The sequence below is a fragment of the Limnobacter sp. UBA3528 genome, from assembly GCF_002377005.1.
Classification (GTDB): Bacteria; Pseudomonadota; Gammaproteobacteria; order Burkholderiales; family Burkholderiaceae_B; genus Limnobacter.
Map to the genome: position 1 here is coordinate 120,141 of NZ_DFOZ01000001.1, position 26,430 is coordinate 146,570.

At 52.9% G+C, this 26,430-nt stretch carries 24 protein-coding genes; 15 read left to right on the forward strand and 9 right to left on the reverse strand.

All coding sequences use genetic code 11. The annotated features are described in order from the left end of the window. Positions 1-15: 15 nt before the first annotated feature. A complete protein-coding gene (locus B4N58_RS00575) occupies positions 16-2,208 on the reverse strand; it encodes a cyanophycin synthetase family protein (RefSeq protein WP_291744885.1) in 2,193 nt (730 codons plus the stop codon). Between the two features lie 168 nt (positions 2,209-2,376). Here B4N58_RS00575 and B4N58_RS00580 point away from each other — a divergent pair, with 168 nt between their 5' ends. Both B4N58_RS00580 and B4N58_RS00585 read left to right on the forward strand, forming a co-directional pair. Beyond that, the gene (locus tag B4N58_RS00580) at positions 2,377-4,500 is read left to right on the forward strand and encodes an ABC transporter ATP-binding protein (RefSeq protein WP_291745027.1); all 2,124 of its coding nucleotides are present in this window, start codon (positions 2,377-2,379) and stop codon (positions 4,498-4,500) included. Then, complete coding sequence (locus B4N58_RS00585) at positions 4,493-4,960, forward strand: DUF1854 domain-containing protein (protein ID WP_291744887.1); 468 nt, start codon at positions 4,493-4,495, stop codon at positions 4,958-4,960. Before B4N58_RS00580 ends, B4N58_RS00585 begins: the two co-directional genes overlap by 8 nt. 116 nt (positions 4,961-5,076) lie before the next feature. Here B4N58_RS00585 and flhC read toward each other — a convergent pair whose 3' ends face one another. Together flhC and flhD are read right to left on the reverse strand one after the other, a co-directional pair. Next, complete coding sequence (gene flhC / locus B4N58_RS00590) at positions 5,077-5,643, reverse strand: flagellar transcriptional regulator FlhC (protein ID WP_040512425.1); 567 nt, start codon at positions 5,641-5,643, stop codon at positions 5,077-5,079. Between the two features lie 55 nt (positions 5,644-5,698). Then, a complete protein-coding gene (gene flhD / locus B4N58_RS00595) occupies positions 5,699-6,016 on the reverse strand; it encodes a flagellar transcriptional regulator FlhD (protein ID WP_040512480.1) in 318 nt (105 codons plus the stop codon). 194 nt (positions 6,017-6,210) lie between these two features. On the opposite strand from flhD, the gene B4N58_RS00600 reads away from it, so the two are divergent. Further along, the gene (locus B4N58_RS00600) at positions 6,211-7,089 is read left to right on the forward strand and encodes an alpha/beta fold hydrolase (protein ID WP_291744891.1); all 879 of its coding nucleotides are present in this window, start codon (positions 6,211-6,213) and stop codon (positions 7,087-7,089) included. On the opposite strand, the gene B4N58_RS00605 is transcribed toward B4N58_RS00600, so the two are convergent. Beyond that, positions 7,073-8,500, reverse strand: coding sequence for an amidase (locus tag B4N58_RS00605; protein ID WP_291744892.1), 1,428 nt, complete (start codon positions 8,498-8,500; stop codon positions 7,073-7,075). The two genes, B4N58_RS00600 and B4N58_RS00605, sit on opposite strands and share 17 nt — an antisense overlap. Positions 8,501-8,555: 55 nt before the next feature. Here B4N58_RS00605 and B4N58_RS00610 point away from each other — a divergent pair, with 55 nt between their 5' ends. The 5 genes from B4N58_RS00610 to B4N58_RS00630 all read left to right on the forward strand — a co-directional run bounded on the left by B4N58_RS00610 (position 8,556) and on the right by B4N58_RS00630 (position 12,081). Next, positions 8,556-8,993, forward strand: a complete 438-nt coding sequence (locus B4N58_RS00610; protein WP_291744894.1) for a YchJ family protein — start codon at positions 8,556-8,558, stop codon at positions 8,991-8,993. A gap of 126 nt (positions 8,994-9,119) precedes the next feature. Further along, complete coding sequence (locus B4N58_RS00615) at positions 9,120-9,611, forward strand: Hsp20 family protein (RefSeq protein ID WP_291744896.1); 492 nt, start codon at positions 9,120-9,122, stop codon at positions 9,609-9,611. Between the two features lie 98 nt (positions 9,612-9,709). Beyond that, the gene (gene pxpB / locus B4N58_RS00620) at positions 9,710-10,390 is read left to right on the forward strand and encodes a 5-oxoprolinase subunit PxpB (RefSeq protein WP_291744898.1); all 681 of its coding nucleotides are present in this window, start codon (positions 9,710-9,712) and stop codon (positions 10,388-10,390) included. Beyond that, positions 10,383-11,357: a biotin-dependent carboxyltransferase family protein gene (locus tag B4N58_RS00625; RefSeq protein ID WP_008249027.1), complete on the forward strand. Its 975-nt coding sequence runs from the start codon at positions 10,383-10,385 to the stop codon at positions 11,355-11,357. The genes pxpB and B4N58_RS00625 overlap by 8 nt, the downstream gene beginning before the upstream one ends. Then, positions 11,296-12,081, forward strand: a complete 786-nt coding sequence (locus B4N58_RS00630; protein WP_291744901.1) for a LamB/YcsF family protein — start codon at positions 11,296-11,298, stop codon at positions 12,079-12,081. Before B4N58_RS00625 ends, B4N58_RS00630 begins: the two co-directional genes overlap by 62 nt. Here the strand turns inward: B4N58_RS00630 and B4N58_RS00635 are convergent, their stop codons facing one another. Then, positions 12,082-12,525 (reverse strand): YkgJ family cysteine cluster protein, encoded by a 444-nt coding sequence (locus B4N58_RS00635; protein ID WP_291744903.1) that lies wholly within the window; start codon positions 12,523-12,525, stop codon positions 12,082-12,084. It lies immediately after the preceding gene. A gap of 180 nt (positions 12,526-12,705) precedes the next feature. Between B4N58_RS00635 and B4N58_RS00640 the strand changes: the two genes are divergently transcribed. The 3 genes from B4N58_RS00640 (at position 12,706) to mnmH (ending at position 16,497) form a co-directional block, all read left to right on the forward strand. Then, complete coding sequence (locus tag B4N58_RS00640; RefSeq protein WP_291744906.1) at positions 12,706-14,667, forward strand: DUF294 nucleotidyltransferase-like domain-containing protein; 1,962 nt, start codon at positions 12,706-12,708, stop codon at positions 14,665-14,667. Continuing rightward, a complete protein-coding gene (locus B4N58_RS00645) occupies positions 14,664-15,398 on the forward strand; it encodes a 3'-5' exonuclease (RefSeq protein WP_291744908.1) in 735 nt (244 codons plus the stop codon). Before B4N58_RS00640 ends, B4N58_RS00645 begins: the two co-directional genes overlap by 4 nt. Positions 15,399-15,468: 70 nt before the next feature. After that, positions 15,469-16,497: a tRNA 2-selenouridine(34) synthase MnmH gene (gene mnmH, locus B4N58_RS00650; RefSeq protein ID WP_291744910.1), complete on the forward strand. Its 1,029-nt coding sequence runs from the start codon at positions 15,469-15,471 to the stop codon at positions 16,495-16,497. On the opposite strand, the gene B4N58_RS00655 is transcribed toward mnmH, so the two are convergent. Genes B4N58_RS00655 through B4N58_RS00670 form a run of 4 tightly spaced genes read right to left on the reverse strand, consistent with a single transcriptional unit; the run spans position 16,498 to position 20,681 of the window. Further along, positions 16,498-16,914 carry an acyl-CoA thioesterase gene (locus B4N58_RS00655; RefSeq protein ID WP_008249051.1) on the reverse strand — a complete coding sequence of 139 codons (417 nt, stop codon included), beginning with the start codon at positions 16,912-16,914 and terminating at the stop codon, positions 16,498-16,500. It abuts the gene before it with no gap. Between the two features lie 18 nt (positions 16,915-16,932). After that, positions 16,933-18,105, reverse strand: coding sequence for an iron-containing alcohol dehydrogenase (locus B4N58_RS00660; RefSeq protein ID WP_291744913.1), 1,173 nt, complete (start codon positions 18,103-18,105; stop codon positions 16,933-16,935). Between the two features lie 30 nt (positions 18,106-18,135). Beyond that, positions 18,136-18,630, reverse strand: coding sequence for a DUF4442 domain-containing protein (locus B4N58_RS00665; protein WP_008249053.1), 495 nt, complete (start codon positions 18,628-18,630; stop codon positions 18,136-18,138). Between the two features lie 14 nt (positions 18,631-18,644). After that, on the reverse strand, positions 18,645-20,681 hold the full coding sequence (locus tag B4N58_RS00670; RefSeq protein WP_291744916.1) for an NADPH-dependent 2,4-dienoyl-CoA reductase: 2,037 nt from the start codon (positions 20,679-20,681) through the stop codon (positions 18,645-18,647). A 218-nt stretch (positions 20,682-20,899) separates the two neighbouring features. Here B4N58_RS00670 and B4N58_RS00675 point away from each other — a divergent pair, with 218 nt between their 5' ends. From B4N58_RS00675 to B4N58_RS00690, 4 genes are all read left to right on the forward strand, one after another. Then, positions 20,900-23,401, forward strand: coding sequence for an ABC transporter permease (locus B4N58_RS00675; RefSeq protein WP_291744918.1), 2,502 nt, complete (start codon positions 20,900-20,902; stop codon positions 23,399-23,401). Positions 23,402-23,464: 63 nt separating this feature from the next. Beyond that, entirely contained in the window at positions 23,465-23,947 is a 483-nt protein-coding gene (locus tag B4N58_RS00680; RefSeq protein ID WP_008249056.1) for a group II truncated hemoglobin, read from the forward strand. Positions 23,948-23,951: 4 nt separating this feature from the next. Beyond that, positions 23,952-25,370, forward strand: a complete 1,419-nt coding sequence (locus tag B4N58_RS00685) for a DNA recombination protein RmuC (protein ID WP_291744921.1) — start codon at positions 23,952-23,954, stop codon at positions 25,368-25,370. After that, complete coding sequence (locus tag B4N58_RS00690; RefSeq protein ID WP_291744923.1) at positions 25,342-26,424, forward strand: asparaginase; 1,083 nt, start codon at positions 25,342-25,344, stop codon at positions 26,422-26,424. The genes B4N58_RS00685 and B4N58_RS00690 overlap by 29 nt, the downstream gene beginning before the upstream one ends. Positions 26,425-26,430 lie beyond the last annotated feature (6 nt).

The window sequence follows — 26,430 nt, forward strand, 5'->3', positions numbered from 1 at the left end:
GCGTCAGCTTGGGGTTTAATAGCGCTGCCGAAGATCGGCGCGCAGCAGGTGGTGCGGTACGTCCATCGCCCAACCTGCCGCTGCAAGAGCCAGCGCCTTTGTCAGGTTTACCGGCGGCTGTTTTAGCGGAATGGGGCTGCGTTGTTCGGCTTCGGCTCGATTGCCCATGAACTGAATATTCTCGCCTTGATAAACAACGGCCATGCCGCCGTTTTTCACGTGCTCCGCAACAATCGGGTTGTCGGCGCTGCTGCTGATCCAGATCACCTTACCGTCACACAGGTCCTTCAAAGGCAGCAGGCTGACTTCGTCTGCGTTGACAACAGCGTGGCCACTGCCCAGTACCAGGTCTACCACGGTGCGCATCACATTGAAGTGTTGTTCCTTGGTGAGAATGTCCCATTCTTCCAGCCCTTCCATGGCACCCAGACTGGTAATCACAGCCAGACTTGACCGGTCGTAGGGCAGGCCTTCAGACAGAATGGTGCTGGCCTTGACCTGCATTACCAAGGTGTCCAGATTCTTGTTGATCAGGCAGTTGCGGCCTGATTGCCAGTTTGCTGAGGGGGCTTTGTTGATGGTGCGGCCGTTCATCACCAAACCTTGGTCGCAGGCCAAGCCCACTTTGTGTCCCTGATCTTCAAGAATTTCAGTGAGTTCGGGGCCGAAGCCGTCAATTTCGGGGCCGCCTGAATAGGAAATGGTTGGAATTCGACCGTTGGCATCACCCGGGAAAAGTGATTCGACAATCGGTTTGCCCACATTGCGTGCCTGACCTTTCGCAGGTTTGATGTGCATGAGCAAGCCAGGACCTGCATTGACTTCGACCACCGCCAGTGATTGGCCCTTGGGGGACTGATCAATATGCTCGCAGACCAGGTCGATACCCGCCACATCCAGGCCTACAACGCGCGCTGCCATGCAGCACAGGCGTGCAATTTCGGGGTGAATCAAATCGGTGACATCTTCCGAGGCGTTGCTGTTGCGTTCGATCAGCACTTTTACGCCATTTGCAATCACTGAAGTGGCTGTGTATCCCTGGCGTTGTACTTCCAGGAATACGGCCGGATTTTTTTCAACGTTGACCGGGCGCAAGGGGAAAATTTCCGATTCACCACGACGAGGATCTGTATTGATTTGCTGATTGCAAAGTTCTTGCAAGGTTGACTTTCCGTCGCCCATCACATGAACCAATTCACCACGTGATACTGCCGCCACCTGGTAATTCACCACCAAAACCCGATGCTCAGTTCCGCGAATGAATTTTTCAACAATAACGCCGGTGTAGCTTTCCTTGTCTGCAAGTGGCCAGGCGTTTTTTACATCCTCTTCTTTGGTCAGCTCAAGCGATACACCGCGCCCCCAATTACCATCAACGGGTTTCACAACCACAGGCACGCCGATGTCCTGTGCAATTTCCCAGGCGTGTTCAGGGCTTTTGGCCATTTCACCTTCGGGAACGGGTACACCGCATTGCGCCAGTAGTTCCTTGCAAAGGTCTTTGTCGGCGGCAATGCCTTCTGCAATGGCTGAGGTTTTGGATGTTTCTGCAGTCCAGATGCGCTGTTGCTTGTTCCCATGGCCCAGCTGTACCAAATTGCCGTCGTTAAGGCGGACAATCGGAATTCGACGCTCGTAAGCCGCATCAAGAATATGTTGTGTGCTGGGGCCCAGGCCGTGCATGTCGCAGTGGTGCTTGATCACTTTCAGCTCGGCCTGCAAATCGTACTCTGTCCCCTCGATGGCTGCGTGCAACAAGCGCACACCTGCCTCCAGACAAGCCATACCCACTACCGGGTCTGGGGTGCGAAAAACCATTTTGTACACGCCTTCCTTGCTGGTCATTCGGGCTTTGCCAAATCCCACTTCAAGGCCTGCTTGCGTGTGCAGTTCAATCACAATGTGTTCAAGCATGTGCGCAGCGTAAGTGCCCTCGCGCACCCTCAGCAGGAAACCGCCCGGCTCGCCAATTCCACAGCGGTGGTCAACCAAACCGGGTAGCAAAGCCGTTAATCGCTCGTAAAATCCTGGCAACAGGTTGGAAGGGAATTGTTCCAGTTCTTGAATATCCACCAACGCTTCAATGCAACTTCGATAGGTCCAGATATTTGGGCCATCAAGCCACATGGTTCGGAGTATTACAAGGCGTTTTTGCGTCATAAGTTGGGTGTCGGCAGGTTTGTTTTCGAGGATTGGATTTTCGATCAATGTTAACTCCGTGTCGCTGGAAATAGTGGTGTAACATCAGCGAATTCGCGAACTGAGGGGGTAATCTCATTGAAAATCGTTGGATTTTCACCGTCTGAAAACGAAGTACAACGCCTTTCAGAGGTTTGGGCCGCCAATTCACCAACCCAAGCGGTGTTTGTGGCTGACATGAACACTCGGCGTGAGTTTTCTCGCAGCCTTGTAGCCTTTAACGCCCATGAATTAATTGTGGTAGACAAGGAATTGCAGGTGCCTGTTTTCAAGGCACATTTCTCAAGCATTGAGAAAATTTCCATGTCCGATCATTCTGGTCTTTCTACGGTTTTGATTCAGATTGATTCCGGGCAGGTATTTCGCTTCTATGCCAGCTTCAGTTTGCATCGCGCACTTGAAGAATTTGTGGAGTTGCTGGAGACAGCCGTGCGTGAGTTTGAGCAGGGCACATCTCACGCGGCTCAAATTCAGCACCCAGTGCCGCGCTTGCTGGCCGATGAAGAGCTGGATGATGCCGGGTTTGAAGAGCCTGTTTCTTCAAGGGCACTGTTGCGCTTGTGGCGCTTTGCACACCCGTATCGCTGGCGTTTGTTTGCCGGGCTGATTCTGACATTGCTGTCAACTGCTGCAACGCTGGTGGCGCCTTATCTTTCAATGCCACTTATGGACGAAGTACTGATTCCATTCCAGAACGGCCAACCCATGAACACCGAGTTGGCAACGTTTTATCTCAGTGGTCTCTTGATTTCAGCGGTGGTGGCTGCCGGTTTGAGTTGGGCAAGAACCTACTTGTTGGCCTTGGTCTCCGAGCGAATCGGCTCTGATTTGAGAACCACCACATTCAACCATTTGATGAGCTTGTCGCTGGACTATTTCAGCGCGAAACGCACCGGTGATTTGATCGCGCGTGTCAGCGCTGAAACCGATCGAATCAATTTGTTTCTCTCGCTGCATGCGCTCGACTTCATTACCGATGTGATCATGATCGTGATGACGGCGATCATTTTGATGAACATTGACTTTGAGCTGGCTTTGCTGACGTTGCTGCCGTTGCCCGTCATTGCCTGGATGATTCACCTGGTCCGCGAAAAGCTGCGCACGGGTTTTGAGAAGGTCGACCGTGTGTGGGGGGAAGTTACCAATATTCTTACGGACACCATTCCGGGCATTCGTGTTGTGAAAGCCTTTGCACAAGAGCGTAGAGAGTCTGACCGCTTTTTGAAGGCCAACACCCGCAACCTCGAAGTGAACGACCGAATCAACAAAACTTGGTCGCTGTTCGCACCCACGGTCAGTCTGCTGACTGAACTGGGTATTTTGGTGATTTGGGCTTCCGGCATCTGGATGATCATGAACAATGACATCACGGTGGGTGTACTCACCGCCTTTTTGGCTTACATCGGCCGTTTTTACACCCGGCTTGATTCGATGAGCCGGATCGTGTCTGTCACCCAAAAAGCAGCCGCTGGTTCCAAGCGTATTTTCGATATTCTGGATTACAAGTCTTCGGTACCCGAAGCTGAAAACCCGGTAAAAATTGATCAGTTGAAGGGCGAGCTTGAATTGCGGAATGTGTCATTCCGCTATGGAAGCCGGCAGGTGCTCGATGGTGTGAACCTGAAAGTGAAGCAGGGCGAAATGGTTGGGTTGGTGGGCCACAGTGGTTCCGGCAAGTCAACTTTGGTGAATCTGCTGTGCCGTTTTTACGATGTGAGTGATGGTGAAGTGCTGGCCGACGGAATTGATATTCGTCATATTGAAATGGCCAGCTACCGCAGAAATATTGGCCTGGTGTTGCAAGAACCTTATTTGTTTTTTGGCACCATCGCCGAGAATATTGCCTATGGGCGTCCCGACGCTACCCGTGAAGAAATTATTTCTGCAGCGCGGCTTGCACATGCGCATGAATTCATTCTGCGCTTGCAGCACGGTTACGATTCACTGGTGGGTGAGCGTGGTCAAAGTTTGTCGGGTGGCGAGCGCCAGCGTATTTCGATTGCGCGTGCCTTGTTGATCGATCCTAAAATTCTCATTCTTGACGAGGCCACCAGCTCGGTCGATTCGCAAACCGAGAAGGAAATTCAAAAGGCCTTGGACAACTTGGTGCAGGGAAGAACCACCATTGCGATTGCACACCGGCTCTCTACCTTGCGCAAGGCCGATCGCATTGTGGTGATGGACCGCGGCAGGGTGGTTGAAGAAGGGCCTCACGACGAATTGCTGGCGGCGAAATCGCACTTCTGGCATTTGCACCAGGCCCAGGAAAAACTGAAGCAGGAGCAAGCCCAATATGACTGACTGGCGATTGCGTGAATCAACACAGGGCAAGCTGGCCTTGTACAAAGGCAGTGAATTGGTGGCCGACCGGGTGATGCCAGTGTTGGCGTTTCCTTTTTCAGCCCCAGATGAAAGCATTTCAATTGTGGATGAATACAGCAAAGAATTGGCTTGGCTGGATCGCCTCGATCAATTGGACGCAGGCTCACAGGCTGTGGTGAAAGATTACCTGGCTGTTCGCGAATTCAGGCCCACTGTGCTTCGAATTACTTCGGTGTCCACGTACTCCACACCAAGCATTTGGACCCTGGAAACGGACAAAGGGTCTTGCAAGTTCGAGTTGCCCACGGATGAAAGCATTCGGCGTCTGGGGGGTAGCCGTTTGGTGTTGACCCATGCCAATGGCATGCAGTTCATCATCGAAGACCTGCTTGCGCTGGACGCCCGAAGCCGCCAAATTCTTGCCCGCTTCATGGCTTAAAAAAAACACCTGTGAGCAATCGCTGACAGGTGTTTGAAGTGTCCTTGTACTACGGACAGGGGAGAGAGACAAAAAACAAGCTACTGCTTGGTACAACGGCACTACAATTCAATTCTTTAAGCGGTTTCCAGCATGCTTTCTTCATTGAAGAAGCGGGTTGCTGCGTCCTGCTTGGTTTTCCCGGCGCGGGAGGGCATATTGCACAAGCCGCATTCATAGTCATTCACCAGGTCGTAGGTGTGCACCACAAAGTTGCCATGGCAAGTTTTGCAGGCTGTGGTGGTCAACATTCCGGCGTCAAAAAATTTCACCAAGCGCCATGCGCGGGTCAGTGACAACACTTCAGGCAGGCCCAAGACGTTGATTTGTTCGCGATACAGTTTGTAGGCCTTGACCAGGCATTCGCCGTCTTCAAGGTCGGTGTGCTTGATGCAAGTGGAGTAAAAGTTCATGAACAGCGAGCAATGAATATTGGGCTGCCAAGTCATAAACCAATCGGTGGAGAAGGGCAACATGCCCTTGGGTGGCGATTTCTGCTTGATTTCCTTGTACAGGCGAATCAGGCGCTCACGTGACAATTGGGTTTCGCTCTCCAGTACTTGCAGTCGAGCGTCTAGCTTGATCAAGTCAGAAGCAAGTTTGATTTGAACGGCCTCGGCCATCAAGGATTTAATCTTGGACATGTTTGCTCTCCAGCGCACCCGCAGGTGCATGAACCACGGTTATTTTTAAGTGCGCTTAAGCTGAAATTTGGGCGCTGCGGCCGGCCATCAAGATGGCGGCGTGCATGCCTGAAATGGCGCGCTCTTTTCCGTGGTCACAAAGGAGTTTCCACACGGCAGGGTCTTCGAATCGAATGCTGCACATTGGCACATCGTTTGCTGCAATGCGCAAAACCTGTGCGGTGGTCAGTTGATCCAGCAGGTCTGCTGTGTTTTCATCAATACCCAGGCGAATGATGGCCTCGGCTTTGTCTTCATTGATGAGTTGTTTGGCCAGAAGCAGGTAAGATAAATTGGCTTCGCGAATTTGTTCCAGTAGTTCATTTGCTTTCATTTTGAACATCCTCCTATTCAAATCAAGCAATCTTTTTCAGAAGGTTTCGACGCTTCCCACAGACATCGATCCCAGTGAATGTATTGTTGATGAACCGCGAAAAAAACTAAGCCATCCAATTGCTGTAAGCGAGATCAGCGAGCAGCCATTGTGTATGTAAGAAGAAACCAGACAACGAGACAGGTGAAACAACAATGAGCAACGCGTTTATGAACTGGCTGTGCCGCAAACTGATCGATTCCAAATGCAAACAAATGGGTCTGATCAAAAGCAGCGTCAACACCGTAGACGGGCGCACCGTGTATTTCAAAGGTGGGCAAGGGCCCGACATGGTTTTGATACACGGCTTTGGTGCCAACAAGGAGAATTGGCTGGCACTGGCCCCGCGCCTGATGCGCCATTACACCGTATGGATTCCCGACCTGATCGGTTTTGGTGAATCAGACCGACCCAGCAATGCCCGTTTTAATATTGCGGAGCAGGCCGATCGGGTTGTGCGTTGGCTGGATGCTGTGGGTGTCAAGAATTTCCACGCGATGGGTAACTCCATGGGAGGCTATTTGGCAGGTGCCTTGGCCGCGAATTTTGAGAACCGGGTTCTTAGCGCTTGTTTGCTAAATCCCGCGGGAGTGAAAGGCTCCGAGCACACCACCGTTGGGCGCGCCTTTGCCGATGAAGGAAAAATCATCCTTGCCCCCACCAATTTCGAAGAATATGAAAGGGTGGTTAATCTTTGTTTCAACGGCAAAGCGCCGCCTATGCCTGGTTTCATGCGCAAATATTTCGGCCGCATGTCGATCAAGAACAAGGCTTTGCTGGATCGGGTTTTCATGGAATTCGTGAACCCGGATGCCAATGTCAGTTTGAATGAAATGGTGGAAAAAACCTCAGTGCCTTTGATGGTGGTGTGGGGTGATTTAGACCAGTTGGTGCACCCCAGCGGGCTGGCCGTGCTGAAACAGGCCAAACCCGCGATTGTCGATTTAATGCTTGAAAACACAGGCCACTGCCCCATGGTGGACAGGGCTTCACTGGTTTACAAGGCGCATCTGGAATTCATGCCCGCATCTTGAAAGGTTGAGCTTGTTCAATTTCCAGGGCAAGCTCGATCAGCCTGAATTCATGTCCCATGGCTGCGGCAAAGTGAACCCCCACTGGAATACCTTCAGCGGTGTGGTGCATGGGCAGGCTGATGGCTGGTGCGCCCGCCACGTTTTGAGCGGCGGTGAATGATGCAAAGTTAACCAGTCTTTCCCGCGCCTGCTCAAAAGGCAGGTCGAGTGCCAGGTAACCCAAAGGCGGCGCTGGCTGCCCCAGGGTGGGGCTAAGCAGCACATCCAGGTCCGCAAAGGCTGTAGCATATTGCGCTTCAAACTGGTGAAGCCTGCGCAAAGCGAATGGAAACTTCAACAGATTGCGGGTGAAGTGTTTGGCCAAACCGAGGGTAAGTGGCTCGAGTTTTCCTGTATCCATGTGCCGGTCAACGGCCAGCTTGCCCAAGTGTGAAATGGAGGCGGCCAGCATGCCCCAGTACAGCAAAAAATCATCCGCAAACTGGGCGCTGATCGGAACTTGTATTTCCTGCACTTCATGGCCCAGCTCTTCGCACAAGGCGGCGGCCTTGTGCACAGCCTCCACGCAGGCGGAGTCTGTTTCATGACCAGAAATTTTCTGCGTGAACATGCCGATTTTCAGGCGTTTGCGCCCTGGGGCTGTAATGTGGCCCAGTGGTGGCAATGTCGGGTTCTTGTAATGCTCTTCAGCCAAAGCGAAAAACGCTGCAGTGTCCCGTACGCTACGCGACACAATCCCGTCGCTCACAATATTGATAGGCAAACTTTTTGCCATTTCATTCATGGCCAGCCGGCCTCGGCTTGGTTTTAATCCCACCAGCCCACAGCAGGCGGCTGGAATACGAATGGAGCCGCCACCGTCGTTTGCATGGGCAATTGGAACCACACCCGCGGCCACCAGGGCCGCGGAACCGCCCGATGAACCACCCGTGCTGTGTCCAGTGTTCCAGGGGTTGTGGGCTGCTTCTGACTTGCTGTATTCCGTGGTGGCAGTCAGCCCGAATTCGGGCAGTTTGGTCTTGCCCAGCAACACCACACCGGTGTCAATAATTTGTTGTGCCACGGCGCTTGTATGCTTTTTGGGGGTATCGGGCATGGCAGCAGAGCCGTGCCGAGTGGGCAAACCCTGCAAATCCAGGTTGTCTTTCAAAAATCCCGGTATACCCTGAAACGCCCTGAAATTGCCCAATTCGTCGTAATAACGGGCTTGAGCCAATGCGGTTTCTTCTTGCAGGCACACCGTGGCGTGTAGCGCAGGGTTCACCAATTCAAGCCTTTGGTAGGCTGCTTGTACCAGCGCGCTGGCACTGGTTTCTCCGCGTTGAAGTTGCCCCGCCAGGGCCACTGCGTCGTGATGACCCAAGGCATCGGCACGGTTAAACGCGTGCACTTTTGTAGGCTTAATTGTCATGGTTGCTGGTCATTGTTGTGGGTATAAGGTTGGCTGTCTCTGGCTTCAGTCTAAAATGAAAAATCTGCTGAATTCATCGCTTTTACCTTACATGGTCCAAAAAAATAAATCACAGCCTTGTCCTTGTGGCAAAGGCGATTATCAAGTCTGCTGCCAACCGTTTCATTTTCATCCTGAGTCGGTACCCACAGCCGAGGCGCTCATGCGTTCTCGCTACAGTGCTTACGCCCTGGGTTTAAGTGATTACGTGTTGTTGACCTGGCATGCCAGCACACGGCCCAAGCAGCTGGATTTAAGCGATGAGCTTGCACAAGGCAAATGGTTGGGTTTGAGTGTGAAAGGGCACTTGCCACAGGGTGACAAGGCTGAAGTGGAGTTTGTGGCGCGTTACAAGCCCAGCAATGGGCCTGCCAGTCGTCTTCATGAACGCAGCCGTTTTGTACAGGAAAACGGGCAGTGGTTCTATGTGGATGGCGATTTGTTTTCGACCTGAAAAAATTTTAATGAAAACGCTTGAAATTTTCCGGGCGGCTCATAAATCAGACTTGTGGGAAATGTCTCCAAGAGAGTTTCCGCACATTTTGAACAACTGATTTTTTGCTTCTCAGGAGAATGAATCATGGCAACAATCGACCTTACCCCTTTGTACCGCAGCACCATTGGATTTGACCGCATGGCCAGTATTCTGGATGCAGCAATGCGTGCGGACACCTCAACCGGTTATCCCCCCTACAACATTGAGGCACTTGAAGAAAACCGTTACCAAATCAGCTTAGCAGTGGCGGGTTTTGATGAAAAAGAGCTCGAGTTGGAAGTAGAGCGTGGTGTGCTCACCGTGCGTGGCCGCAAAACCGACGAAGAGGGTAAACAGTACCTGCACAAAGGCATTGCATTTCGCAGTTTCGAGCGCAAATTCAACCTTGCAGACTATGTGCAAGTGGAAGGAGCCAACCTGAAAAATGGTTTGTTGGTGGTTGAGTTGCGCAAGGTCATTCCCGAGCAAATGAAAGCACGCCGAATTCCGATTGGTGAGGCGGGTCTTCGAACCATTGAGGCAAGCGATGCAAACCAGACCAACCTGGCCAACCAGGACAAGCAAGCCGCAGCGTGAATCATCTAAGCTAATTCGCGTATTGCAAAAAAAGCAGCCGCTGGCTGCTTTTTTTGTGTTTAAACTCAAAGTCTGTTGTTCCAACTTTTGGTGCTTCCATGCCCAAGGCTTACCTTCTTTCCGATCGCGCTATCCAGATAGACTGGGCCGCCAGTGTTTACCCAACCGAGCTGGCGCTGTTTCGCGAGGAATTGATCCAGTCTTTTGAAACCCAGGACTGGCCTGTCTGTCAGTGTGTTCAGACGGATCAGTCAATTACTGTTTTGTTTGAAAATTCAATAGTTGTAACAGGGCGGTGCGAGGCCTTGCTTGATCAACTTGACCGCACACTGACCAAACTCGGGAAGGTTAGGATGGATGCCAACAAACCGGGCTGCCATCATCACATTGTTGTGCATTACGGTGGCGTGGCCGGGCAAGATCTCGACTGGTTGGCCGGGCAAACTGGGCTAAGCCCGACTGAAGTAATTGACTTGCACAGCAGCATTATTTATACCGTTCAGTTTTTGGGCTTTTTACCCGGCTTCGCCTACCTTACAGGTTTACCCAAACAGCTTCAGTTCCCGCGCCGGGAAACGCCGCGCCCGCGTGTACCAGCTGGTACATTGGCGATTGCCGCTCATTACTGCGCGGTGTACCCCTGGGAAAGTCCCGGTGGATGGCATTTGATGGGGCACGTCGAGCAGGTCCTTTTTGATCCTGAACGTACAGATCAGGAAGGGCATTCACTGTTCAAGGCTGGTGACACAGTTCAATTCATTCGGGCTGATCATGCTTAAAGTAGTCAGAGCTCAAGGGCAGGGTATTGTCAGCGACCTCGGGCGTTGGGGATACCAGCATGAGGGTGTGCCCATCGGTGGAGTGCTGGATCCCTTCTCGTTCGGTTTGGGTAACCTGGCTTTGGGTAACGCTGTCAATTCAGCGTGTCTTGAGCTTATGGGCCAATTCGATTTTGTATGCGCCAAGCCATGCCAGGTATTGTTTGCAAACCGCGGCGCCCAGGCTTTATTGAACAACAAATCGGTGTTGTGCGGTCAAGTTTTAACATTGCAGGAGGGTGATGTACTGCGCACCAAACCACCTCATTTGGGCTTCTGGAATATGTTGTGCGTGCAAGGTGGTGTGGATCTGCCTGAAATTATGGATTCCCGCAGCACTTGTCTTGCCGCCGGCTTCGGCGGTTTGCAAGGCAGGGCCTTGCAAGTCGGGGATGAACTTCATTTTACCCAGCAGTTTGCTCCCAGCATACGAACTGGTGTTCGTTTGGCCATGCCGCTTGCTCGCTCCGGGCATTTTGTTCCCCTGGTGCTTCATTTTTTGCCTGGTCCGGAATTTTTTGAACTCAGCGAGAATTCGCAACACCTGTTTACACGCCAACATTTTAGCCTGGGTACTCAAAGCAGCAGAATGGGCTATCGGCTTGAGGCTTCAGAGTCACCTTTATCGCTGAAACAAGCGTTGTCCTTGCGCTCTCATGCCGTTCACCCGGGGCTGGTGCAGCTGCCCCCCAGTGGGCAACTGGTGGTGCTGCTGTGCGAGGCTCAGGTCACCGGCGGCTACCCCCGTCTGGGCAGTGTGTTGTCTTGCGACCTCTGGAAATTGTCGCAACTTGGTGCCGGGGAAAGCGTAAGCTGGGTACTGGTGGATCAACAGCAGGCAAGGCGCTTGCACGCAAAGCATGAACATGAATACAAACGCTACCAACACGCCATTGAATGCAACAAGGCAAGCGGTGATGTGGATTAATGCTGATTTGGGCGAAGGTTGTGCCCACGACGAAGCCTTGTTCAAGATTATCGACTGGGCCAATATTGCCTGTGGCGGGCATGCTGGTGATGAACACAGTATTCGCCTGGCCTGCAAGTTGGCGCTCGACCACGGCGTACAGGTGGGCGCCCATCCCAGTTACCCGGACCGGGCAGGGTTCGGGCGTCGAAAGCCCGAGGGTTCAGCTACGCAGTTGCTGAGTGAATTGAAACAGCAAATGGAGTTCTTTGAAAACATCGCCGCGAAACTGGGGTGTACCTCTGGGCATTTCAAACCCCATGGGCAGTTGTACAACGATGCTGCTTTCCAGACCGCTGAAGCTGAGCTTCTAATCGATTTGGCCCAGGCTTTTCCACACCTCAAGCTACTGGCTTTGGCTGGAAGTCCGTTGGTGGCGTGGGCTCGCTCAGCTGGCATCGAGGTGGTTGAGGAAGCTTTCCCGGATCGAGTTTACCTAAGCACAGGCGCTTTGGCACCACGAAGCCAGCCCGGTGCTGTACTTCACGACCCAATTCAGGTCAAGACACAGGCTGAATTGATTGTTCGAGGCGGGCCGTTGCAGTGCCTGGATGGTTCAAGCCTCGTGATTATTGCTCAAACACTGTGTGTGCACGGCGACAATGCTCAGGCTTTGGACAATGCAAAAGCCGTTCGTGCGGCTCTCAATGAACATGATCAAGACACATTCAGCGGTGCAAGTTGATTAACTGCCAGTGTTGATCTCAGGGGTGGGCAGGGTGATGTGATCCGGCACACCGGCGACGGGCACAAAACGCACATTCAATGGAGCAAGGCCGTGTTTGGCGCGCGCCTGGTTACAACGCGGGTTTAATTCGCCTTTGGCATCAAATACATCGTATTCGCGGCATGGTGAGGGCCGGTTCTCGTAAATGGTACAGCTGACCGACTCACCAATATTGCCTGCCAGCGCAATGCAACGGGGTTTGCTTTGTGAGCTGCCTTTCATGCAGCTTCGGTACAGATTCATCTGCTCGGTCAATTCAACCGGCACCACGCCGCCTTCGGCTGCGGTGGTTTCCCCCCAATAAAAACTGATCCTGAACGTGGAGCAGCACACGCCGCAGCTTTGGCAAAGCGCTTCAACGCCGGCGCCATCAACAATGATTGTGGTGGGATTTGACTGCAATTTAACCTCGGGAAAAAACAGCCATGGGGAGAGTTGCGCGAATATATTCCTGCCCCAGGCGCAAAGCAAGCACTATTTTCAAGTGACGTGGCTTGGAAGAAACAAGCTTTTTGTAAGGTGCTGAGGCTACAATAGGGAAAACCATTATAAAAACCATTTAGCCCAGCAAATGGAGAGACTGTGAATCGACCGAATGCCGCTTCTGTGGCCGATTCGGGGGCTGCTGCCCCTGATTCAGCCCAAACCAGTACCAGCCCCAGCGGGCAAATGCTGGACTACATCAAACAAAGGCTGGTCAAGCACGCACCGTTCAGTGAAATTCCCCTTCGCGATCTGGACTGTCTGCTTGAGGGCTGCGCTGAAACCTACTTTGCACCCAACGAAGTGATTGTGCGGCCCGAGGACGGCCCGCCCCAGTTTCTTTACTATGTCGAGAAAGGCTCTACTGTGGGTCGCAAGGGTTTGGCGGATTTGTCCTCCACAGGGTTTCAATACGAGGCTGGTGAAATGTTCCCGGTCAATGCTTTTCTGGCCAAAAGGGCAGTGACCGCGACGTACAGCGCCCGCGAAGACACCTTCTGTTTGATGTTTACTTTTGACGGTGTGCAAGCCCTGGCGCGTAAAAGCCCGGTGTTCTCCGATTATTTAACCCGGCGCACCATGCAGTTTCTCGACCTGTCCCGAAAGGCGATTCAGGTGGCTTACTCCTCGCAAACACTGGCTGAGCAAACGCTGGAAAAGCCTTTGCGCGATGTGTGCCGTCACGAGCCTTTTTCCTGTGCCCCCAGCACCCCCTTGAAACAGGTATTGGAGGTGATGCACGAGCACCGGATTGGCTCCATGATTGTGGTGAATGAGGCCATGGTTGTTGAAGGCATTTTGACCCGCCAGGATGTGCTGTCCCGCGTGGCCATGGCCCAAAAACCGCTGACCTCACAAATTGCTGAGGTGATGAACACACCCGTTCATACGCTGGACGAAAGTTGTACCGCCCAAGATGCTGCCCTGTTGATGTCCAGGTTTGGCATTCGCCATGTGCCCGTGACGCGCAACGGCAAACTGAGCGGAATAGTGTCTGAGCGGGATATTTTTGCCATGCAGCGTTTGTCGTTGAAACAAATCAGCAGCAACATTCGTTCAGCGCAAGATGCAGATATGTTGCGTGCCTGCGCCAACGACATTCGCAGTTTTGCCAAGAACCTGTTGGGTCAGGGCATTGCAGCCAAGCAGCTCACTGAATTGATCAGCCATCTGAACGACGTGCTCACCGAGCGTATTCTGGAAGTGGTGGGCAACCGGATGGGCATTGATGCCAACAGCTACTGCTGGCTTAGTTTCGGCTCGGAAGGTCGTTCTGAACAAACCATTGCCACCGATCAGGATAACGGCCTGTTGTTCATCAGCGATCAGCCAGAAGTGGACAGACCTCGCTGGCTGGCCTTCGGCAAAGAAGTGAATCAAACCCTGGATCAGTGCGGCTACCCCTTGTGCAAAGGCAATATCATGGCCAGTAACCCTGAGTGCTGCATGACAGCGGGTGAATGGTTGAACAAGTTTGCGCGATGGATCGATGTGGCCACGCCTGAAAACCTGCTGCGTGTGAACATATTTTTTGATCTCCGTGCCTTGGCGGGCAACAAGGAGCTGGCGCAGCCGCTTCGGGATTACATTGTGACCCGTGCCAAAGAGTCCACCATATTCCTGCGCCTTCTGGCTGAAAACATCATGCGGTTTCGCCCACCCCTAAATTGGCACGGCAGCATAGACACCACTGAGATCGATGACATTCGCACTCTGGATTTGAAAAAGCAGGGTACCGCCGTATTTGTCGATGCGGCACGTTTTTTCTCACTGGTATTTGGGATTGATGAAGTGAATACTCGTCGTCGCTTCGAGGCCGTGGCTAAGCGGCTGAGTGTCGAAGAGCAACGCCGCGATGCTTGGGTGAGCGCCTTTGAGTTTTTGCAAATGATGCGCTTGCGCATTCAACTGGACGAAGGCGTGGCTGTGCCCGATCTTCCCGACCAGCCCAATGTGGTGAACTACGATGTACTCGACAACATTGATCGCCGCATTCTGAAAGAATGTTTCCGGGTAGGGCGCCGCTTGCAGCAGCGGATCGAAATGGAGCACATGCGTTGAGCACCACTTTGCAGGGTCAGCTGCTGCCTACTCAAGGCTGGGCTAGTTATATCAAGAATCGCTTGGTTAAAACGCTCGATTTTTCAAGCCCAAACCCTGACCGCTGGGTGGTGCTTGATGTGGAGTCATCGGGTCTTAATCCGAAGAAAGACCGGCTTATTTCAATTGCTGCCACCGCGATTGTATTTGATGCACAACGGCGTCCACGAATTTCGCTCACTGATACGTTTGAAGTCGTCATCAAACAACCCCCCGAAATTGTCGACATGATCGAGTTTGAGGCCATCGACAAGAACAATATTTTGATTCACGGGATTGGTATCGGTGCACAGCAAAAAGGAGTCAAAGCCGAAGTGGCTTTGTCTGAATTCCTGCGCTATGTGGGCCATTCCCCCTTGATTGCCTTTCACAGCTGGTTTGATGAAATCCTGATCAACAAAGCACTGCGCAAGGTGCTTGGCCGCACAACCCACAGGCATTGGCTGGATTTGGAACATTTGGCGGCTGTACTGCACAAGGAAAACCACCAGCTTCCGCTGGATGTGTGGATGCAGCGTTATGGCATTGAATGTGAACAACGCCACCAGGCCGCAGCTGATGTGTTGGCCACTGCGCAATTGCTGATGAAGTTGTGGCCCATGTTACAAAAACGAAAAGCCGCCGACTGGAAAGGCGTTAAAACAATTGCGGGCGGCTTAAAAACCCTGCCAGGTCGGAATTTGCCAACCTAGTTGTAAAACCGAGGCCCTGTTTTGCGTTATTCTGCCGGGCTGAACCTTCGTTTTGACTTCGGCTTTTTCCATGCATGATTTTTCCGCTTACAACCTGATTATTGACGCACGCTCGCCCCGCGAGTACGGGGAGGACCACATTCCCGGTGCCGTCAATATGCCGGTGGTCAACAACGATGAATATGCAGAGGTGGGCACACTTCACCGAACCGACAAAATGGGTGCGTACAGCATCGGTGTGCGCTACTCGCTGGCCAACATTGCGCGTCACCTTCGCGAAGATTTACCCAAATATCCCAAAAACGCCAAGGTGCTGGTGTACTGCTTCCGGGGTGGCAAGCGCAGCAAGTTGTGGGTTGATGCGCTTGAAACCATTGGTTACGACGTCCAGAAATTGCCGGGAGGCTGGAAAGCCTACCGCCGCTGGGTGAATGACCAGCTTGAAGTAGCGCCCACGAAATTCAATTACCACGTGCTTAGCGGCCCCACAGGTTGCGGCAAAACCCGCCTGCTGTATGCCCTGCGTGAGGCGGGTTGCCAGGTGGTTGATCTTGAAGCAATTGCCCGCCACAGGGGTTCAATCATTGGTGCGCTGCCGGGTACCCCACAGCCGTCCCAGAAGTATTTTGACACCTTGTTGCTGCAGGAACTCGCGCAATGCGATCCAGCTCGACCCCTGTTTGTAGAAGCGGAAAGCAAGAAAATCGGCAATGTTCAGCTACCCACGTCCATGCTCGATTCCATGCGCAAAAGCAAAACCATTCGCGTGCACGCCGACATGCAGCAGCGGGTTGAGTTGTGGCGGCAGGATTACAAACACTTTGAAGAAGATCCGGAAGGCATGCTCGAACGACTGCGTTTTATTCGCAGCCTTGTCGGTGGCGCTGAATTTGAAGTATGGGAACAGTTGGCTGCAGCCCGCCGAATGCCCGAGCTGTTTGAACGTTTGATGACCCACCATTACGACCCGGCTTACCGACGCTCCATTTTGCGCGAGTACCCGAATATTGATGAATCACCTTTGATTGAACTGAATGATTTATCTCCGGCAGGCTTACTGCAAGTGGCGAAAAAAATTCGGGAACAATACGAACCCTGATTAAACCACCAGCAAGGTCAGCTTGCTTCGAATGCCTTCGGGTATCGGTGTGGGGGTGTTGCTGGCCTTGTTCACAAACACATGAATGAAATAGCCTTCTGCACACAATTCGCCCGCAGCATTGAACAAGCCCAGTTCATATCGCACTGAACTATTGCCCAGTTTGCCCACGCGCAGGCCCGCGGTAACCGGTTCCGGGTAGGCCAGTGGTTTCAGGTACTTGCACTGGCTTTCCACCACAAAACCCACCACCTCGCCGTTGTGAATATCGAGTCCGCCTTCTTCGATCAGGTAGCGGTTCACCACGCTGTCGAAGTAACTGTAATACACCACATTGTTCACATGACCGTAAATGTCGTTGTCGTGCCAACGGGTTTGAACGGTTTGATGCAGGGGGTAGTTGGCCAGTGTAGTCATGATTTGAAATGGATTGTTTTAGTACGCTGCTTGGTAAATCGCCAATGCTTCAGCTTCGCTCACATCGCGTGGGTTGTTGCTCAGCAGGCGGGTTTGAAGCATGGCAGCGCTGGCCATCAAGGGCAAATCTTTCTCGCCAATACCCACTTCACGCAAGCCAACCGGCAAACCGGTAGAAGGCGACAAAGTGGCAGTGTAATCAATGAAGGCCTGTGCCAATTGAGACGCATTGTCACCGTGGTGGCCCAGCTTCAATACCTGGGCCAGTTCTGCATATTGCTGTTCTGCTGCAGGCAGGTTAAACCGCAATACATGGGGCAACACCAGTGAATTGCTCAAACCATGCGGCACGTGAAAAATGCCACCTATTGGATAGGCCAGGGCATGCACAGCACCCACTGGTGCGTTGGCAAAAGCCTGGCCAGCCATGCAAGAGCCCAACATCATCGCCTGGCGCGCTTCGCGGTTTGCCGGTTCTTTGCACACGGTGTGCAAGTTGGCGGCCAGTAGCCTTAGTGCTTCGCAGGCCAAAAAATCCGCATACGCATTTTTCAGCCGTTTGCTGGTGTAGGCCTCTATGGCGTGCACCATGGCATCAATACCAGTGGCTGCTGTTACATGCTGGGGCAGGCTGAGTGTCCAGTCGGCATCCAGAATGGCCAGGTCGCCATACAACACTGGCGACACCACACCCATTTTTGTGTCCACACCGGTGGTCACAATGGAAATGGGGGTTACTTCACTGCCTGTGCCCGCGGTGGTGGGAACCAGCACCAATGGCAGCCTGTCGCTGCTCACATTGCCCACGCCGTACATGGTTTTCAGTTCTTGTTTACCGCGTGCCAACACGGCAATCAGTTTGGCCACATCGAGTGTTGAGCCGCCACCGATGGCCACTACCACATCGGCTTTGAAATCCACGGCCAGTGCGGTTACCCGGTGCACCAAGGCCTCGGGCGGGTCTGGTTCTACATCGTTGCAAATGTGCACGGCATGGCCAGCCGAAGTCAGGTTTTCACAAATGGTTTTGAAGGTTTGAGTGCCCGCAATAAAGGGGTCAACCAGCATGAACACTCTTGCCGTTTGCAGCCCGTGTTGGGTCAGCAAAGGGACCAACATGTCAGCCATTCGAAGCGAACTGCCCGATTCGCAAACTATCCGGTTCACTGTTCTGAATTCAAATGGCGCCATGTGCTTGTCTCCCTGCTGTTTTTCTCTAGTTTAGCCTTTGCGCTTTGGGGTCCAGGCCCAAATGGCGCGAACAAAGATAGGTTCTTTGCTTTCGCCGTCAGTAATGGTCACAGCAACATCCACTTCACCCCGTTCTTCGGTTTGCATCATGGTGATTTGTTCTTGTGTCAGCATGGCTTCGGCTTTCATGTCGCCAGCTGCGCGTTTGCGGTAATCCACTTCCATGCGCTTGATCACCGGTATGGCGTTGGCGGGTACATTCAAACCCACCAATGCGCCAGTGGCTGATTCAGCAATCATGATCATGGCCACAGCATGCACGGTGCCAATGTGGTTTTGCACAGTGGGCCGGTTTTTGATCACCACAATTGAATGATTGGGCTCAATCCACTCGAATTTCAAACCACTGGTTTTGAAGTATTTCACCGCACGGCCAAACAGCAGGGTAAAGGCACGGGTTTTCAAAGGTGTGGGCAGTTTGTCTACTTGCGCGTACACCTTTTGCAGCATCGATTTTTCGGTCATTTTTTGTTCTGCCTTTACAGGGTTACAGCCAGGCGAGTGGCTTGGTTAATTGCGCGTTTGGCGTCCAGTTCCGCAGCCACGGATGAACCACCCACCAAATGCACGGGCACGCCCAGTGCTTCAATCGGTTCAACCAGTTCACGCAAGGGATCTTGGCCAGCGCACACAATAATGTTGTCCACTTCCAGAATTTGCGGGCCGTGCGCGCTCATCACATGCAAACCACGGTCATCAATCTTCAAATATTCAACGCCTTGCATGAAGTGAACACGGCGGCTTTTCAAACTGGCCTTGTGCACCCAGCCTGATGTTTTACCCAAGCGCTTGCCCAAGGGTTCGTCTTTGCGCTGGCACAACCACACCTCACGCGCAGGCTTGGGTGGCTCGGCTTGTACGCCATCAATGCCGCCTGCATTGTTCGGGTCAAAAGTAATGCCCCATTCTTTTTTCCAGCTCTCCAGGTCGAGCGTGGGGGAAGGGTGGGCAAAGTCATGTGTCAAATATTCCGACACATCAAAACCAATACCGCCAGCGCCAATCACAGCCACTTTTCGCCCCACTTCTTTCTTGTGCAGCAGTACATCGATATAGCTCATCACCTTGGGGTGATCAATGCCTTCGATACCAGGCGTACGTGGTTTGATGCCTGTGGCGAGAATTACTTCTTCAAATTTTTCTTTGGACACCAGCGCGGCATCCACCACGGTGTTCAGGCGCACATCCACTTTCTTCAATTCCAGTTGGCGTTTGAAGTAGCTGATGGTTTCATGAAACTCTTCCTTGCCCGGAATCTGTTTGGCCATATTGAACTGGCCGCCAATTTCACTGGCCTTGTCGAACAGCGTTACATGGTGACCACGGCGTGCCAGTTCAGTGGCGGCTGCCAGGCCTGCGGGGCCTGCGCCCACCACTGCAATTTTCTTTTTGCGCTCCAGGGGTTTGTCCACAATTTCAAGTTCATGGCAGGCGCGCGGGTTCACCAGGCAAGAAGCACGCTTCAAGCTGAACGTGTGGTCCAGGCAAGCCTGGTTACAGGCAATGCACACATTGATTTCATCAGCGCGGCCTTCTTTGGCCTTGATTGCAAATTCCGGATCTGCCAACAAGGGGCGAGCCATCGACACCATGTCGCAAGCACCATCGGCCAGCAATTGCTCGGCCACATCGGGTTTGTTGATCCGGTTCGATGCAATCACAGGAATCTTGATTTCCTTGCGCAAGCGGGCAGTCAGTTCAGCAAAGGCTGCACGGGGCACGGAGGTCACAATGGTAGGTACACGCGCTTCATGCCAACCAATGCCGGTGTTGATCATTGTGGCGCCAGCTTTCTCGATCTCTTTGGCGATGTAGCTGACTTCATCCCAGGTGTTGCCACCCTCGACCAAATCCAGCAGGGAATGGCGGTAAATGATGATGAACTTTTCACCCACGGTCTCGCGGATTCGGCGAACAATTTCAACCGACAAACGCGCACGGTTTTCAACTGAACCACCCCAGCGATCCGTGCGATGGTTGGTGCGTTTGCAAATGAACTGGTTCAGGAAGTAGCCTTCCGAGCCCATCACTTCAACACCGTCGTAACCGGCTTCCTGAGCAATTTTTGCGGATCGGGCAAATGCCGCAATAGTGCGGCGAATGCCGAAATCACCAATTTCCCGAGGCTTGAACGGGTTGATCGATGATTTCACGTTTGATGCGGACACGCTGAGCGGATGGTAGGCATAGCGGCCTGCGTGCAACAACTGCATCACGATTTTGCCGTCGTGTTTGTGCACGGCTTCGGTTACTTTCTTGTGGTGTCTGATGGCACCACTGCTGCTCAACTTGGATGCAAACGGGTATAGCCAGCCTTCCAGGTTGGGTGAAAAGCCACCCGTCACAATCAGGGCTGTGCCACCTTTTGCACGCGCCTCAAAATAGGCGGCGAATTTGTCAAATTCCTTGTACTTGTCCTCAAGGCCGGTGTGCATCGAACCCATCATGATGCGGTTGCGCAGGGTAGTGAAGCCGAGATCAAGCGGAGAATTCAAATGGGGGAATGCGTCAGACACGTTACCGTCTCCTTAAAAATCGGTAGTTTTTTGTAATGTATTTACTTATGTTACTGAAAAGTAATCTTTGTTGTTGGAGTCTGCGTTCAAAATAGCACGATCGGTCGATTTTTTGCGTGTTTTATTCGTGAAGAAATTACTGCGCCGCAATAAACAGGGGAACCTGTACCCCCACGCTTTGTCCTAAACTGGTGTTTTATCCAGCAAGCGCTTCCTTCATGCAGTCTTTTCAGTATTGGGCGCGGCAGTCTCGCCGTGCATCGTTCCGTATTTTGTTCGTGGCTTTGGTCCTGGCCGTGGCTGCCATTTCGTCTGTGGGTGTGTTCTCAGCGCGAATCGAGGCGGCCTTGGTGCGCGATGCCAGCCAGATGCTGGGCGGCGATCTGGTCATTGAATCCAAGCGGAACACCGACAATGCGCCCTGGCTTTCAATTCTTGACAAGCCGGACTACGCAAATCTCAAGAAAGCAGAAAGCGTTGTATTTCCCAGTGTCGTGCCTTCCGAGCGCGTTGATTTGCTGGTTTCATTGAAGGCGGTGAACAACACCTATCCTCTTCGAGGCCAACTCACCGTGCGCAATGCACAGGGCCAGGATGAAAAAGTGGCCAGTGGCCCGCCTCAAGGCGAGTTGTGGGTAGACCAAGGCGTACTGGGTTCGCTGGATGTGCAGCTCGGCGATTCAATACAGGTGGGCGAAATAACCCGCCCTGTGACCCGGGTTATTTTGGTCGAGCCCGACCGTGGCGGTGGCTTTGTGAACTTCGCCCCCCGCGTGATGATGAACACAGCCGACCTGGAAGAATCCAGGTTGTTGGGTTTGGGGTCTCGTGCAACCTGGCGCATTTATTTCACGGGCGCACAGCCCGTGGTGGATCAATTGATCAGTGAACTCACGCCCGTGCTCTCGCCAGTGGAAGAAATTGAAACGCTGGAAAATGGGCGCCCCGAGGTAAGCAATACTTTGGAACGTGCCAACGACTTTTTGGCCATGGCCGCCTTGATCGGCACCATGGTGGCTTGCGTGGGCATTGCACTGGTGGCGCATTTGTTTGCCAAAGAGCAAGCCAGCGAACTGGCCGTGCTGAAAAGCCTGGGCTATACACCCAAACGTTTGTTGCGCATGTGGGTAATTGGCATGGGCATGCTGACCCTGGGTGCAGGCGCGTTGGGTGTTGCCTTGGGTTGGGCCGCGCATTGGGGCCTGCTGGCCTTGCTGGCTGAACTCGTGGGTGTTGATTTGCCTTTGGCTGGTTTGCATTACCTGCCCATGGGCATGTTGTTGTCGGCGTTGTTGTTGCTGGGTTTTGCGGCGGTGCCCACCTGGTATGCACTGCGTGCGCCTGCCGTGGCTGTCATTCGGCACCAAACCTTGAAAAGCAGTCGGGGGCAACTGGTGTTGTCCGTGCTGTTTGGCGTTTTCACTGCAATCGCGGTGTGTTTGCTGATTGTGAACAATGTGGTGCTGGCCCTGTTGTTGTTTGCAGGTTTTGTGGGTACCTCACTGGTGTTCGCCCTGTTGTTCTGGGGGCTTTTAAAGGCGCTGGCTTATTTGGGCAAGGGCCGAAAAAGCGCAGGCACCCACATCGCGGTTTTTCAAAGCATGTCCAAACGTGCAAGTACTTTGGTGTTGCAGGGCGTCAGCCTGGCCCTGGGCTTGGCTGCACTGCTGATGTTGGCAGTGGTGCAGGGTGATTTGATTGACCGTTGGCAAGAAGCTGTGCCCGAAGATGCGCCCAATCGCTTTGTGTTCAACATTCAGCCTGATCAGGTTGAAGGTGTTCAACAAACCTTGAACACGGCCAGTCAAAGCCCTGTGAATTTGTACCCCATGGTGCGCGGGCGTTTAAGCGCCATTAACGACGAAATCATCACGGCCGAAACATTCACCGATGAGCGCGCGCGCAACACTGTTGAACGTGAATTGAACTTGAGCTTTGCTGACACTTTGCCCACGCACAACTCCATTGCGGCCGGCAGCTGGTTTGATGAAACACCGGTGAAGGCCGAGGTGTCTGTTGAAGATGGCGTGGCCGAGCGTTTGGGCATCGGCATGGGCGACAAGCTCACCTTCGACATCGCAGGTACGCCGCTGACCGCAGAAATCACCAGCATTCGTGAACTGCGTTGGGATTCCATGGAAGTGAATTTCTTCATGGTGTTTCCAACCGAGGTGCTGCAAAGCTTTCCGCAAACCTGGATCACCTCTGTGAGCTTGCAGAAGGACAAAGCCATTCCTGTTTCGCGAGAATTGGTGCGCGAATATCCAAACCTTACCGTGCTGGACACGGAACTGGTGATCACCCAACTGCGTAAAATTTTGGGGCAGGTGGGCCAGGCTGTTCAGTTCGTATTTTTGTTCACTGTAGCTGCCGGCGGTTTGGTGGTGGTGGCTTGTGTCATGACAGGCGCACGGGTACGCACTCGCGAGGCTGCAATTTACCGCGCCATGGGTGCATCAACAGCCCAGTTGCAACGCGCGGCATGGCTTGAGCTTTCCGTGTTGGGCGCCCTGGCGGGCCTGGTGGCAGCCATTGCTGCGCAAGGCTTGGGTTGGGGCGTTGCACATTTTGTGTTCGAGTTTGAATACTTCCTGTCGCCTTTGCACATTGTCGCGGGTGTAGTTGCCGGTGCAGTGGTGTCGGTGCTGTTTGGTGCCTGGTCGGTCAACAAGGTGTGCCGTGCGCCTGTAATGCAAACCTTAAGGCAAGCCACTGCTTAAATCTGTTTCATGCCGGTACAATGTGGATTACGAATTTTCAGTAATCCACACACCGGCATTTTCATGAGCAACAACGATTCAATCAGTAGCGATAGCGCCCAACCCAAACCACCGATTGTTTACTTTGGCAGCACGCCCGAGGAGCAACAGGTGGGCGTGCGCAAGCTGGTCGATCTGTTCTACGACGAGATGGATCAAAACCCCAGTTTTGAGCGAATTCGCAAATTACACCCGGTGCACCTCGATCATTCACGCGAAAAGTTTTACCTGTTTTTGTCGGGTTGGTTGGGTGGCCCCGACTTGTACTCACCTCAATTTGGCCATCCGCGTTTGCGCATGCGCCACATGCCATTTCCCATCTCCAGTGAAGACCGCGACCAATGGCTGCTATGCATGGTGAACGCCCTGCGCTCAATGCAACTGCCCGAGAAAGTGATCGAAGGGCTGATGCTTTCATTTTTCCGCACTGCAGACTGGATGCGCAACAAACCCGATCCCGAAGGCAGTGCCAAGGGCTTGAACACCATTTCGATCAAGGGCGAATAAGTTGATGGATGTGCAATTGATGTGGGCTGTGGTGGGTTTGCTGGTGCTGGTGTTGATTGGTTTGGTGCTGGTCTACCGGAAAATGACGGTCGACAACTCCGCAGAATTGGCGCAGTTTCAGCAGCAGGTTCTTGCAAATCTGGATGAGGTCATGGATACCCAGGCGCAGCAGCGTTTTGCATCTGAAGAATTGGGCAAGCAACTTCGCCTGCTCAACCAGGACATCGAAGCGCGCCAAAGCAAACAATCTGAATTGTTGACGCAAACTTTTGCGCAAGCCCGCACAGAAAGCCAACAGGCTGCCCATGGTTTGCAGCAGGTTATCGTGGGGCAATTTACCCAAGGCAACCAGCTGCAATCTGAAAAGCTGAACCAGTTTTCTGAAACCCTGCATCGCACCAATACGCTGATTCAAGATCAGCTCACGCAAATTCGTTTGTCAGTTGAACAGAAGCTGAAGGACATGCAGGAAGACAACGCCAGCAAGCTGGAGTTGATGCGTAAAACCGTGGATGAAAAACTTCACGCCACGCTTGAGACCCGTTTGGGCGAGTCGTTCAAACAAGTCAGCGAGCGCCTGGAGCAGGTGTACAAAGGGTTGGGTGAAATGCAAACACTGGCCACCGGTGTTGGCGATTTGAAGCGCGTGCTTACTAACGTAAAAAGCCGGGGCACCTGGGGCGAAGTTCAGCTACAGGCCCTGCTTGAACAAATGCTGACCCCCTCGCAGTTTGGCCGTAACATCAAGCCCGTGCCTGGCAGTCACAATATTGTTGAATTTGCGGTGCGCTTGCCCGGCAAGGAAGACGATCAACCCGTGTGGTTGCCCATCGATTCAAAATTTCCCAAAGAACAATACGAGCGCCTTCAGGAATGCTTTGACCGGGCAGATGCCGATGGCGTTGCGGTCGCCTCCAAAGCCCTTGAAATGGCCATACGCGCCGAGGCAAAAACCATTGCCGAGAAATACTTGGCGCCGCCGTACACCACCGATTTCGGCATTCTGTTTTTGCCCACCGAAGGCTTGTATGCAGAAGTCGTGAAGCGTCCTGGTTTGGTTGATGATTTGCAGCGCTTGCACCGCGTCACCGTGGCGGGTCCAATCACTCTAACCACCTTGTTGAACGCCTTGCAATTGGGCTTTAAAACACTGGCGCTTGAAAAGCGTTCCAGCGAGGTATGGACTGTGCTCAGCGCGGTTAAAACCGAGTTCGGCAAGTTTGGTGACATACTCGCCAAAACACGCGACACACTTGAACGCGCTGCAAAGAATATCGAGCAGGCCGAAACACGTTCACGCGTCATGCAGAGAAAACTGAAAGGTGTCGATGAGCTGCCTGAAAAAGACGCGATTGAGTTGCTCGGTTTAAATGACGGCAAGGCGGACCCGCTTGATGACGATGACACACCCACAAACGCTTGATACTCTGCCGCGTGTGGCCTTGGTGGCCACCGGTGGCACCATTGCAGGCACCCTGATCGAAGGCTCTGAAACCTGGGCTTATGAATCGGCACAGCGCAGTGGTGAAAGCCTTGTGATGAATATTCCGGGTTTGCTGCGCCGTGCACAATGGCATTTTGAGCAGCCCTATAGCATCGGTAGCCAAAACCTTGAATTGACCCACATGCTGCAATTGCGTGCCGCGTTGATCCGTTTGCTTCGGTCCCCCAATGTAGATGCAATATTGGTGACGCACGGAACCGACACCATGGAAGACATGCTGTACTTCCTTTATCTCACTTTGCCCGCGCCGCTTTTGACCAAACCATTGGTTTTTACCGGCGCCATGTTGCCTTCCGATGCGGACAATGCTGACGGACCTGTCAATTTAAGTGGTGCTCTCGATTTCGCCGTGCAGTGTTTACCGTGCGACCAGCCTGTTTATGAAGCACCATTCGGTTTGTGCATGCAGGGACTGTTTACAGCCGCGCAGTGTGTGGAAAAACAAAGCACGGCCGGTTTGGATGCATTTGATGGTCCATATTCCATGCTGTCAGATTCGAATTGGTTCAGTAGTCTGAATACCTTAAGTCCACCCGCTGATTTGGGTGTTCCTGGACAGTTTTCCAATCTGTTTGGTACAGATACGCTGGCGCATCCCTTGTTTGAAGCCATGGAGGTGCCCATTGTTTTTTGTGTGCCGGGTAACGGGCCGCTGCGTCAATTGAATGACCTTCTGAACCGCAAGCCTGCATCCGTTGTTGTTGCTGCACCGGGACACGGCAACATTCCCGAATTCTGCGTGCCCGTGTTACGTCGACTTCTATTAAATGGTGTTAGCGTGGTGCGTGCAAGCCGAGTGGCTGCAGGTGGCGTGGAGCAGGGTGGCGAATTCAATGCACTCGACGATTTTCGAGAAGGCACGCTGCCTGCGGGTACAGTTGGCGTTTATTCAGAATCGGGCAGTTTAAGCTTGAGCAAGTGTGTAGTCTACGAACGGCTGCGAGTGCTAACCCGCAGCCTGATAGGGCTGTAATTTTTA